Genomic DNA, 12,567 nt, shown 5'->3' with positions numbered 1-12,567 from the left:
GTCAATCGACCGAGCAGCAGAACGTGATGGGATCGGCGAGCTCGACCGTGCCCGTCGGCTCGACGGTGCCCGGCGGGCACGCGCCCGGCTCGGTGACCTCCGGCGTGGTGTACGTATAATAGGAGAAGGACGAGGTGCATTGATCGTCCGTCACGAGCGCGGACGTCGCAGTGGCGCACGCGTCGCTGTATCCTTGCACGGACGCGCTGCACTTGGCGTCCGCCGGCGCGCCGCACGTGCATTCGGTGCAAGCGCGCGTGTCGTTCACGCCCTCGTAATGGATGGCGCGGTCGGGATACCCGGGCGGGCAGGGGTGCTCGCCTCCGCGGACGACACAAATACGAAATGGCGTGACGGGCTCGGGCACGCAGAGCAGGCCGTCCTCGCAGACCCCGTCCGTCGACGCGCCGCCGCAGGCGCGAACGGCGCTTTGGGAGGATGGCTCGGGGAGCGTCGTCGTCGGCGCGGGCGTGCAGGGGCCCATGACCTCGTTGAAGTAAGCGTGGACCGAGTTCTGTTTGGGCGTCGAATCGAGGCACGTGTTCGGCGGCCCGGACGCCACGTCCAGACCGACAGGAGCGCCGCACGATTGATGGTAGAGCAGGAGGAGGTTGCCGCAATCGACGCTCGGCGCGCCGCACGAGCAGCCGCACGCCGCCGGCTCGGCGGCGATATCGTCGCGCACGTCGACGAGCAGCGTCGGAAAGCTCTCCGGGCACGCCGGGGAAGGGACGCCCGTGACGACGGCGGCCGGCGCGGACCATCCGTCCGGCGGCGGGACCGCGCAACGATGCGTCTCCGGGCAGGGGACGCTGCCGCCCGCGCCGCCCATCCCCCCTGCGCCGCCCGCGCCGCCTGCGCCGCCTGTGCCGCTCGTGTAGTCGCGTGCTTTCGGCGTGCAGGCGAGGACCCCGAAGAGAAGCACGGCCGAGGCGAGCCCGAGCCCCAGCGAATCCGGGCGCCACCGCGCTCGAACGTCACATCCGCTACGACTTTCCAGCACGCGGCGACGATACACCTGCGCGCAGCGACCAAGCAAGGGTCGGGCGCTCGCCACCTTCCGCTTTGGTGGAACCGTGCTCTTGACACATTTTTACATATTCGGACGCGAAGCGTATGATGTAGCAACCAGCCGATGAAATGCGCAGCCCCCATCTCTGCCCTCGTGGCCTCGGCCTCCCTGCTCTTCGGGGGGGTTGCGCGCGCTGACGAACCCCCGAAACCTGCGCCGGCTCCCCCTGCCGCACCTCCCCCCGCGGCGCCCGTCCTCGTCCCGCCTCGCCCGCTCGCCGCGCTCGAGGCTGCTTATCCGACCCAGCCGGGCCTCACGGGCGAAGCCGACGTCCTGCTCGACGTCACCGTCGCGGCGGATGGCAGCGTCAAAGAGGCGCGTGTCGTCTCCGGCGACGCGCCCTTCACGGAGGCCGCGTCCCGCGCCGCGCCGTCCTGGCGTTTCGAGCCGGCGACGCGCAACGGAAAACCCATCCCCGCGCGTATTCGTGTCCTCATCCACTTCACGCCCCCGGAGCCGCCTGCCGAGGAGGAGACCCCTCCCGCGCCCGAAGACGGCGCCGCGCCGAAGGACGGCGCACCCGGCAAAAAGCCGACCGCGACGCCGAAGCCGGCGGGCCCTGCGCCGATCGAGGTCCTTGCGCTCGGCGAACGCCGCGCCGTCGGGACCTCCTCGCTTGGCCGCGCCGAGGTCCGCGTCTTGCCAGGCGCATTCGGTGATCCCTTCCGCGCCATCGAATCCCTCCCCGGCGTCACGCCCATCTTCTCGGGTTTGCCTTTTTTTTACATTCGCGGCGCGCCCCCCGGCAACGTCGGGTATTTCCTCGACAACGTCCGCGTCCCTTATCTGTATCACCTCGCCCTCGGCCCCTCGGTCGTCAATCCGGCGATCGTGGACCGGGTCGACCTCTATCCCGGCGGCTACCCTGCGCAATTCGGTCGTTATGCCGGCGGCATCGTCGCCGGCGAGACGACCAAGCCGAAGAGCGAGCTCCACGGCGAGGCGAACATCCGGGTCTTCGACGCCGGCGCCATGGTCGAGACCCCGATCGGCGATCGCGCCACCGTCATGGCGGGCGGCCGATTCTCGTATACCGCGGCCGCGCTCTCCCTGCTCGCGCCCGGAACCACCCTCAATTATTGGGACTATCAGGCACGCGCGACCTTCGACGTCACGCCCACGGATCGCCTCACCCTCTTCGCATTCGGCGCCCACGATTACCTTGGCGCCGAGCTCGACGGCGTCGAGCAGGGCCTCTTCGACGTCCAGTTCCACCGGATCGACCTCCGCTACGACAAGGACGTCAGCCCTCGCACGCGCCTTCGCCAGGCCATCTCGTTCGGCTACGACCGCACGGCCGTCGGTGGCCAGGAGGGCATTTTCGCGCGCGATTTCCTCTTCTCGACGCGGAGCCAGATCCTTCACCGCCGTAGCGAATCCGTGCTCATCCGGGCCGGCGTCGACGCGAACTTCGATTATTACGACCTCGTCGCGGGCACGGACGACGACGACGGCCGCGATCTCCAGACGTTCCTCGACCAGTTTTTCCCGCCGCGCCAGGACACCGCGGTCGGGTTTTACGCGGACGCCGTCCTCGACGCGGGCCGCGGCGTCGAATTCACCCCCGGCGCGCGTGTCGACCTCTGGGGCTCGGGCGGCGTCACCGCGATCAGCGCCGATGTCCGGCTCGCGATGAAGGTCCCCATCGCGCCCCGATTCAAGCTCGTCTCCGCGATGGGCCTCGCCCACCAGCCGCCCGGGTTCGTCTTGCCTGTCCCCGGCCTCACCATCGGGAAGCTCGCCGGCGGCTTGCAGCGCAGCGTCCAGTCGAGCACGGGCCTCGACGTGAAATTGCCGTTCGGCTTCGAGGCGACGGGCACGTTTTTCCTCAATGGCTTTTTCAACATGGCCGACGCGCTCGATTCGGTTGGCCGGGCGAACGGCGGCGGAGGAGGAGGTCCCGGCGGCCCCGGCGGAGGACCCGGCGGCCCTGGAGGCCCCGGAGGCCCCGGCGGGCCGCCGACCGACGAGGAGGACGACGATGACGACGACGCGAACGTGATCACCGATCGATCCCTCGGCACCGCCGTGGGGCTCGAGATCTACATCCGCCGCAAGCTCACGGAGCGGCTCGGCGGATACATCGCTTATACGCTCTCCCGCTCGTCGCGGAGCATCGGCTTCTCCTCGGGCCCGGCGCAATTCGATCGCACCCACGTCCTGAATGGCGCGATCTCCTGGGACGCCGGCAAGGGCTGGCGCCTCGGCTCGCGTGTCGTTTTCTACACGGGTTTACCCATCGCGGCCGAGACCGCCGCGATCTGGGGCAAGAGCCGCACCGATCCCTTCTTCCGTATCGACGCGCGCATCGAAAAGCGCTGGGACCTGAAAAAGCGCGGCTGGGTCTCGCTCGTGATCGAGATGCTCAACGCGACGCTCAGCAAGGAGCAAACCGGCGTCAGTTGCGGCTCCACCGAATGCGAGGCCCAGGAGATCGGACCGGTCACCGTGCCGAGCATCGGCGTCGAGGGCGGGCTTTAGCGGCTCGTATCAGGGCGCGCGCCAGAGCTCGACGCCGTTCTCCACCACGGCATCCATGTCCACGAACAGCCCGACGAGATCGCCGAACGAGCCCGTGGCGAGCCCCATCTCCTCGATGATCGGGTGGCTGTCGGCCACCTTCAGGTTCAACGCGAAGCGGCCATCCAGCACGCCGGCCCGGCGGAAACGCTGGATCGTCGCGCGCGCCTCGACGCCCGATTGATAACAGGCCCTCTCGGGCCGCTCGGCATCACGGAATTGCTTCAGCAGCGCGAATGTGAGGCCGGACGACATCGATCGCGAAAGATCGAGGCGCACGGCGGATTCGGGCTCCGCGCTCTCCCGCCCACCGAAGAGCCGGTCCGACAAACCCGCTGCGGCCGCCTGCGGATCGTCCCAGACCTCGTCGAAGAGCGCCCGGCTCGTCCCGGGGACTTTCGTGATCTGGAAGAGCTGCTCCGTGCGCCCCAGGGTCCGTGGACCGAACCGGTCGATCACGACCGGCGAGACGCGGAACACGCTCGCGGAAGCCGCGTCGTACGGGACCTCCAGGTGCGCGAGCTCGCCCGGGAAACCCCATACCTCGCGCCCCGTCACGACGGCATGTCCCTCGTCGAAGAACGAGTAATAAGGGAAAACCACCGGCCGATTGGCCAGGGGGCTCGGCCCCGTGGGGCGCGTGGACAGGGCGGGGATCCAGACGCCCCCCGCGGCGACCGAGAAAAACCCCCGCTGGGCGTCAGGCGCGCTCTCGGGGCGCATGACGCCGAATCGAGCGAGGGTGAAGACGACCCGCGACGAATACACCCGATAATCGCAGACCCCGAAGGACGGGCGATTCAGGAACCGATCGCAGACCACCTGCAGGCGGCGGACGTCCGCCTCGACCGGGAACAGATAGAGCGTCGCGCTCGAAAGCGCGAGCGGCTGCGCGAGCGCCTGGTTGTCCGGGCGCTCGACGTATTTTCCGACGCCCGCGCTCACAAGAGGCTCCGGAGCGCGAGTTTGTTCTTGCCCTGCCCGAGCTCGACGAGGCGCGACGCGAGGCCCGAGGGCGCCGGCAGCGAGAGCTTCCAGCGCGTGCGAATCTGGAAGCCGAACGAACGGCTCGTGGTGGCGTCGAACCCGGTGATGTCGTATTTGCCGCGCATCGGCCCCGCGAGATACTCGTCATCGAGGGTCACCCGGCCGTCGAGCGGGCGCACCTCGCACCGCCCGAGCCCCCAGTCGAGGCAGGCCGAAACGAAAGGCCCGAGGCCACGCGCCGAGCGTGTGAGGATCGGCTGCGAGAGCATCGACGAGATGGCCTTCACGTTGTGACCGATCGCCCCCGTCCTGCAGGCGGGGTCGAGCCCGGCCTTGCGGATCGGCAATTTGCAGATGGGGCCCCGGTCGAGCCAATCTTCGAGGCTGCGGAACGCCTCGCGCCCTTGCATCGACGCCGAAAGCGCGCAGAAGCGGCGCAGCGGCGAGCGGACCTGCCAGAGCCGCTCGGGCGTGGAGGTGCTGCGTTTGTCCCTGATTTCGACGCTGGCGAGCTCGGTATCGAAGCCCCAGAACAAGAGGCCGCCGCCCGCCATGAGCGGATCGGTCACGTAGAAGCGCGGTACGTACGTGAAGGGACCGCGCCCGAGGGAAAAACCCGTCATGCGGACGAAGGGAATGGCGTTCATCACCTCCAGGTAATTTCGATGGAGCAGCGAGCGCGGGAACGAGAAGCGCGCGCCTTCTCGCGCGCCGAGCGTGATCACGAGCGGATGGAAGCCGGGCGGCGTGATCTCCTGCTCCTCGAGCTCGAGCCCGGCTGGGAGCATGCGCCGCACGTCGTTCTCGGGCAGGAAGATGACCATGACGGCGCCATCGTAATCGCCGAGGACCTCGAGGGGGCCCAGCGCGGGCGTGGTGCCTCGCACGTCGTAATCGCCGACGATGTTCTCCGGGAAGCCGCAGATCGCGCGTGACACCTGCATGCCGGACATCGCCGCGGACTCGACGCAGCCCGTATTGAGCCCGTTTTTCGTCCAGTCGCCGGCGAGGAAGAGGTTTTCGAAGCCGGACTTGTCCGAATGCAGGCGATAATGGGTCGAGCCCTTCGGCGACATGACGTAGCGCTCGGAGGGATCGATGTTCGCGCGCCAGTATTGCGCGTCGAACCTCGCCTTGCCGTCGCGGTGCCGGGGATCGACCAGGAAAAACCAGTTGAGCTCGTCCTCGTCGTGGGTCGTGGTCGCGAGCGGCCAGAGCACGCCGGGGTTTTTCGTGAGCCATTCGATGGAGGTGCGCCGGACCGCCTCGTGCATCCTCCGCGGGAAATCGTGATCCCAGGGCGGGGGCAGCCCGTCCCTCTGCAGCGCGGCCGCGGCGATGCCCGTCGGGGTGGCCGTGGACGAAGGAGGCGCGAACAGGCTCACCGGGGCGTCGGTCGCGCCGACGAAGGGGGGCTGCGGCGGGGGCAGGTGCGTGGCCGAGACGGGGATCGAGGCGACCGGGAAGGGGCGCAGGAGGTCCGCGTCGAGCAGCGGGCCGGTGAAATACGCGAGGCTGCCGGGGTAATCGCGATTCGGGTCTTCCGGCGTCCCCACGGGCCAGTTCTCGCGATTGATGAGGTGCGTCATGTCGCAGTACGTGTTCTCGGGCTGCGCATAGGCCGCGACGCACGACGAAGCCCCGTTCCAGCCGAGATTCTGGAGGCTCGGGCGCATCCAGAGCTGCATGGACTGGGTCTGCACGGTGGGGATGTGCTCGACCATGTCCTGCCATTGCCGGCTGTGCTCGATGAGCTCCTGGCAGATGAACGGCAGCGCGCCGAGCGCGATGCCGAGGACCACGATGTCGAAATCCTCGCCCTTCTTCAGAACGCGCTTCTCGACGGGCTTCCACGAGGACCAGAAGGATTCGAGGTTGTAATTGAGCTTCGTCCAGCCCGCCCGCAGCGCGTCGCCGTCCACGATTTGCTCGTAGAGCGGCTCGCTCGGCCAGGAGAGCAGGCCCTTCGTGGAGAAGAGCGGATAATATTCGCGGAGATGGGCCGGCCGCACCGACTTGGGTTGTTCCGAGGGCGGGGGCTCGTCCGTCTCCAAGACCAGCGGCGCTTGCTGGATCGGGGCGTCGTCCTCGTGGCGCGGCGGCTCCTGCGGCCCCGTGGGGGGCGGCTTGATCCACACCTGCCGGTCGATGCGGATTCGCTCGATCTCCGTTTTCGACGCGTCGAGCTCGAGCTTGGTCACGCGATGGAAGAATTCGAAGCGCACGCCGCGGCTCTTCAGGACGATGTAGAGCGGCGCGAAGACGACGTCGCCCATGCCGGCCTGCATCTTCCAGAAGATCGCCCCGCGGTACTCGAAGAGCATCCGCAGCATGGCGCGCACCATCGCGCCCGCGGCCATGTTCGGCCTTCGCGGGTCACCCTTCTCGTAAGCGAACACGAAATCGTACGTGCCGCGGATGATGCCCGATCGGAGCGTGAGCTCGTTCGCCCCATTGCGGCGCAGCCATTCGACGAGATCGTACTTGTCGATGACATCCCAGCCGTGCTCGAGGACCCCGTCGAAGACCACGCCGCGCACACCGGCCGTGATGAGATCGATCAGGATCCACAGGCGCCGGAGGACCGTGTTTTGCTCGACGATGTGCTCGATCTCGTCCCACAACCACTCCCTCAGGTCGGCGAGGATCTCGCAGATGGTCGACCCGTGCTCGTGCGAGGCCCGGGCGAGCTCCCGTGCGCGGAGGAGCTGCAGGTGCGCGGTCGTGGGACCGAGGACGAGCCGCGTCCGGTGCCGCTGGCTCGATGCGTTCGAGCGACGCGCCACGAGGCCGAGCGCGCTGCCCACGACCCCGACGGTCATGGTGGCGATGTCCGCCAGGAAGCTCTCCTTGCGCACTCCCTCCGCGGAGGCCAGACCGACCGGCGGCGAAGTATTTTCGGGGGGAGGGGTTTGCGACGCGGCGCTATCCGGGTTTGCCCCCGGAACGGGCGCGCCCTGGGGCGGGCCGAAGGGCGACGTTTGGAACGCGTGGAGCGCGAGGCCGATCATTTCCCCGGCGATGTCCCAGATTGACAAGAACTCCTTGCCTTGCCCGGGCGTCTGCTTGTTTTCCCGGAAATGCTCGATCCAGAAAACCCAGTCCGGATCGACTTCGAGGCCGCGGATTCCCGCATCCTCCCCCTCGATGCTCTCCATCACGCCGACGTACGAGAATTTCTTGAACGCCTCGTCCCAGCTCGACAGGGGCATGTTTGGATTGCGGCCGAGCTCCTCGTAGCAGCGCCGCATCATGTTGAAGGCGTTCTCGTAGAAGCCGAGCCAAACATGCAGCCCGTGCTCCTCGATGCGATCGGAGGCCTTGCGATTGCGACCGCTCGCGCCCTTGCCGCCGAGGCGAAACCCTTGCTGATAGACGGTCACGTCGTACTCGTCTTTCCAGCCTGGGACGCTCGTGAGCTCGAATGCCGCCGTCATCGCGCCCACGCCGCTGCCGAGGATCGCGATCTTTTTCTTTCTGGTCGGTGCTGATCCGGACATCACTCGCTCCGCCTCCGCGAGAGCCCCCTCCTCAGGTCGCGCGTGTCGCACGCCCGCGGGGAGGGCCGTCGGGAGCCACCGGCCATGGTAAACGTCTTGCGAGAAGCCACGCAAGCTCAGAGCAACGTTTGGCCGAGCGCGGAGCCTGCGTGCAATTGAAGTAGACTTCAGGGTGCGTCTTGGTGTACCATGACGAGTTCCGTACGAGGTCCTTTGCGGAGGATGGATGCTCGAGAGCCCGTACCGGTCCATGAACATCGTCGGAAAGCTGTCCAGTTGCTATGTGACGCTCGTCATGCCTCGTGACGAGGTGGCGTGGATGCTGCCGGAGGGTTTGGCGCTCGGACCCCAGGACCACACGCCTCCGGGGACGCACCCCGTCGTGCTCTCCTTCAGCCACCGCTACGACGTGCGCGTCACGTTGCCTCGCCTGCTCCTGCCCGGGACGACGTACAAGGAGCAGGCCATCGGCGTGCCGTTCGTCCATGCCAAGCGCGACCTCTGCGGGGGGCGCGCGCGTGGCCCTTTCCTCTACGTGCCGCGCCTCTTCGCGAGCCAGATCCTGCCCGTGATCGGCGGATGGCTCTTCTGGGGTTTGGCGAAGCAACTCGGCCGCATTCGGGAGATGTCGTTTGGCCCGGACAAGGGGGCGAACGGCGCGGGCGCGGAGGCGCCTCGTTCCGAGAAAAACCCCCACGAAACGAGGCACGAGACCGGGACGTACCGCGTCTTTCCCCCCGGGGACGACGCCGAGTCGATCGTGTCGCTGAGCTACGAGGTGACCGGCGATTTCCAGCCCATGGCGCGGGTGCCGAACCACGAGGCGATCCTCGACGTCCTGCGCCAGCCGCTCATCTGCTGCCAGCCGGTCGGCCGCGGTCCGCTCTTCTCGTGCGCCGATCACGAAAATGACTGGGAGCGCGCCCAGGCGCGGCCTCTTCATACGACGACGCGCATCGAGGATGCGTTCGTCCCGGGGCTCGTCGTCGGGACCTATCGCTCGCGCGGGCTCGACATGTCGCCGCTCGGGTCGTTCCAGCTCCGCGCCCCTTTCAAGCTCACCCTGCCCCATTGCTGCGGGCGCGGGCACAGCCTCGCTTGATCGATGGAGAACCTTCGGCACGAGACGACGAGATGACATCGACCCCGGCAGCCATGAAGCTCGGAGCCGCGCGCGGCCCGGATCCCGCCCGGACCCCTTCCGAAAACGAGAAAGCCCCCGAGCATGCGAGCGTGGATTTCACGCAGCGCGACGCTCCCGAGGGCGCGTGGTTCGAACGCTGGTCCGCCGCCGTCCACGTCGAGACGAAGGATCAGCGCGCCCTCACGGTGTGGGCCGCCTTCGATCGGAGGCTCTACGCCGGCGCGGACGGCGAGCCGGTGCCGACCCACGGCCTCTCCTTCGCGCTCAGCGACGAGAGCACGAAGCGATACCGCCCGAGGCTGGAGCTCGACGCGGCGCGCCGAAACGCCCTGCGGGACGCCATCACGCACGGCACGGCGCCCATGGATCGGCACCTCGCCCGCGCCGCGCTGGAGATGCTCGACGCGGAAACGCTCCCCGCCCCCGCGCACGGGATGCACGCCGAGCCCACCCTCGACCCGCGGGGCCTCGAGCTGCGTTACGGCGGCAGCCTGCTCTCGCGAAGGCCGGACGGGAGTTATCGGCTCGTGCTCGGGCAACTCCGCGGCGCGCGCGGCTGCGACCTGCGCTTGCGCGCGCTCAAGCCCGCGCTGCTCCTCCACGACGCGCGTGAGAGTTCTCCCGGCGAGGAGGGGGCCTCGCTCCACTACACGCTCCCGAGCTGCTTCGTCGACGGCACGATCTTCCTCGACGGCCAGGAGCTCCGGGTCTCGGGGTTCGGCCACTACGATCGCCTGATCGGGCCTTCTTCCGGCGCATCCGTGAGCGAAGGGCCGAAAGCGCCGAGCGTGGTGCAGCGGGCGTTCCTCCACCTCGACGACGGCAGCTCAGTTGTCGTGCAGGTCCTCGCGCGGGAAGGTCAGGACACGAAGCGCGCGCGGGCCATCGTCATGGACGTCCGCGGGCGTTCGCTCGCCGAGGCGCACGCCACGCTCGCGCCGATCGGCACGTGGCGGAGCCCGCGCTCGTACCAGGAGTATCCTGTCTCCTTCACGCTACGGATCCCCGGCGGCGGGCTCGAGCTCGTGCTCGAAGCGACCATGCCTGCGCAGGAGGTCCATGGCCTTCTGGGCAGCGTCTCCGCGTGGCGAGGACGCGCGCGTGTCAAAGGCACGCGCTGGGGGCGGCCGATCGAGGGCGTCGGCTGGGTCGAGCAGACGTCTCCGCCTGCCTACGTCGATCTCGGGGGCTTCCTCTCCGCCGCGCATCGGAGCGTGCGACGTGAGATCGCCGCGCTCGTCTCGCGCGCCCCTTCCGAGCCGGTGCTCGCGGAGATCCTCGGCTGCGTGGGCCACGAGGAGCGGCTCGAGGGCGTCGAGCCCGAGCTCATCGGCCGTTCGCTCACGGGGCCGCTCCTCGACGTCCTCGATCGCGGCGGCAAGGGCTGGCGCTCGTTCGTCACGCTCGCGTGCATCGACGCGGTTGGCGGCGACGCCACGGGGTTTGCTCCATGGCTCGCGATCCCCGAGCTCATCCACACGGGCTCGCTTCTCGTCGACGACGTGCAGGACGGTTCGACGATCCGCCGCGGCGGCCCGGCCTGTCACCTCCTCCACGGCGAGCCGACGGCGATCAACGCGGGCACGGCGGCGTATTTCCTGGCCGAGCTCTTCCTCTCGCGCTCCGCGCTCCCGCCCGAGCGCGCCGAGCGTGTCATGCACCTCTACTTCGACGCGATGCGCGCGGGGCACGGAGGGCAGGCCCTCGACATCGCCGGCCTCGAGGATCTCTTGCCGGCCGCGGTGGCGTCGGGCGACACGCAGGAGCTCGTGCGTCGCGTCACGGCCATCAACCGGCTCAAGACGGCCGTGCCCGCGGGCGCGCTGGCACGCATGGGCGCGATCGCCGGAGGCGGCACCGAGGCGCAGGTCGAGGGGCTCGGCGTGTACGTCGAGTCCATCGGGCTCGCGTTCCAGATCATCGACGACGTCCTGAACGTGCGCGGCTTCCAGGGGAACTTGAAGCAGCGGGGCGAGGACATTCGTATCGGCAAGGTCACGTTGCCCGTCGTGCGCGCGCTCGGACTCCTCGATCGCGACGAGCGCGAGCACCTCGCGCGCACGCTCCGGGACAAACCCGACGACGACGCCGTGGTCGAGGACCTGATCGGGCGCATCGAGCGCACGGGCGCGCTCGACGCGTGCGTGCGCGACGCCCAGAACCTCGTCGAGACGGCGTGGACGCGGCTCTCACCGCTCGTCGCGCCCTCGGTCGCGACCGCGCGACTGCGCGCGTTCGGCTGGTACGTGCTCGATCGGAGCTACTGAGGACGAATCGAGGCCGGGCCCGCGCCGATGCGCACGACGACCTTCCCGACGTTTTTCCCGGTGTGCAGGTGCTCGACCGCGTCGATGCACGACGCGAGCCCTTCGAATGGCGTCGGGTCCACGTGGACCGAAAGGGCGCCGGCGCCTGAAAGCTCGAGCAGCTCCGCGAGATGCCCGGCGATCCGATCGGCGAAGTGGAACAGGAAGAAGCCGCGAATCTCCGCGGATTTCCAGAGCAGCTCGTGGTAGACGCGCGGCGCCGTGGTCGAGGCGGGCTCGGGGCGCGTGTACTCCGAGACGAACCCGCACACGAGCAGCCTTCCGCGGATGGCCAGGTTCGCGAGCGAGGCGTCGAACAGGGCGCCGCCGACCGATTCGAATGCGATGTCGACGCCCCGCGGGTACTCCTGGGCGAGGACCTCGCCGAGATCCTCGGTCCGATGGTTCACGATACGGTCGCAGCCGAGCCTTTCGAGGAACTCGCGTTTTTCCTCGGCGCCGCAGACGCCGATGACGTGATTGCCCGCGCGCTTGGCGAGCTGCACCGCGAATTGCCCGACACCGCCCGCCGCGGCCGTCACCACGACCGTCTCGCCGGAGCCCATGCGCCCGACCTCCTTCAGGCCGATCGACGCAGTCAGGCCGTTCACGAGGATGGCGAGCATCTCGGGCGTGGCGCGGGGAATGGGGATACACGCCGATGCGGGGGCGAGCAGGTACTCGCGAAACCCGCCGCCGATGACCAGGGCCATCACCAGATCGCCCACCTTGAGGCTCGTCACGCCGGGCCCTACCGCGACGACCTCGCCGGCCGACTCCGCGCCGAGATCGATATCGGACGACCTCGTGCTGGCCACCTTGAACGCATCGTAAGCGGATGCGGAGATGTTCGGGTCCGAAGCGTTCACGCCGGCGACCACGTTGCGAACGAGGACCTCTCCCGGCCCCGGCAAGACGAGATCGGCGTCCACGATCTTCGCGACGGCGCGGAAATCACGGCTCGGGTGAACTGCGATGAGCTTCTTGTAGGTTGTCGGTAGCATGTCGACCGTCCGTGCCTTCCTGGGGCGCTCGCGC

At 68.7% G+C, this 12,567-nt stretch carries 7 protein-coding genes; 3 read left to right on the top strand and 4 right to left on the bottom strand.

Annotation, left to right across the window (positions count from 1 at the left end; genetic code table 11):
* Nucleotide 1: 1 nt before the first annotated feature.
* Nucleotides 2–1,003: a hypothetical protein gene (locus KEG38_RS19875; protein ID WP_272421291.1), complete on the bottom strand. Its 1,002-nt coding sequence runs from the start codon at nucleotides 1,001–1,003 to the stop codon at nucleotides 2–4.
* 132 nt (nucleotides 1,004–1,135) lie between these two features.
* Between KEG38_RS19875 and KEG38_RS19870 the strand changes: the two genes are divergently transcribed.
* Nucleotides 1,136–3,553, top strand: a complete 2,418-nt coding sequence (locus KEG38_RS19870) for a TonB family protein (RefSeq protein ID WP_272421290.1) — start codon at nucleotides 1,136–1,138, stop codon at nucleotides 3,551–3,553.
* 9 nt (nucleotides 3,554–3,562) lie between these two features.
* Here KEG38_RS19870 and KEG38_RS19865 read toward each other — a convergent pair whose 3' ends face one another.
* Nucleotides 3,563–4,537: a hypothetical protein gene (locus KEG38_RS19865; RefSeq protein ID WP_272421289.1), complete on the bottom strand. Its 975-nt coding sequence runs from the start codon at nucleotides 4,535–4,537 to the stop codon at nucleotides 3,563–3,565.
* Nucleotides 4,534–8,079 (bottom strand): FAD-dependent oxidoreductase, encoded by a 3,546-nt coding sequence (locus KEG38_RS19860; protein WP_272421288.1) that lies wholly within the window; start codon nucleotides 8,077–8,079, stop codon nucleotides 4,534–4,536. Before KEG38_RS19860 ends, KEG38_RS19865 begins: the two co-directional genes overlap by 4 nt.
* A gap of 226 nt (nucleotides 8,080–8,305) precedes the next feature.
* Between KEG38_RS19860 and KEG38_RS19855 the strand changes: the two genes are divergently transcribed.
* A complete protein-coding gene (locus KEG38_RS19855; RefSeq protein WP_272421287.1) occupies nucleotides 8,306–9,181 on the top strand; it encodes an acetoacetate decarboxylase family protein in 876 nt (291 codons plus the stop codon).
* A gap of 131 nt (nucleotides 9,182–9,312) precedes the next feature.
* Nucleotides 9,313–11,490: a polyprenyl synthetase family protein gene (locus tag KEG38_RS19850; RefSeq protein WP_272421286.1), complete on the top strand. Its 2,178-nt coding sequence runs from the start codon at nucleotides 9,313–9,315 to the stop codon at nucleotides 11,488–11,490.
* Here the strand turns inward: KEG38_RS19850 and KEG38_RS19845 are convergent.
* Nucleotides 11,484–12,533 carry a zinc-binding dehydrogenase gene (locus tag KEG38_RS19845; RefSeq protein WP_272421285.1) on the bottom strand — a complete coding sequence of 350 codons (1,050 nt, stop codon included), beginning with the start codon at nucleotides 12,531–12,533 and terminating at the stop codon, nucleotides 11,484–11,486. The genes KEG38_RS19850 and KEG38_RS19845 overlap by 7 nt on opposite strands.
* Between the last annotated feature and the right edge of the window lie 34 nt (nucleotides 12,534–12,567).

The sequence above is a fragment of the Polyangium jinanense genome (genome assembly GCF_028435265.1).
Lineage (GTDB): Bacteria > Myxococcota_A > Polyangia > Polyangiales > Polyangiaceae > Polyangium > Polyangium jinanense.
Note: the sequence above shows the minus strand (reverse complement) of the source record. Positions and strands in the feature narration are given on the sequence as shown.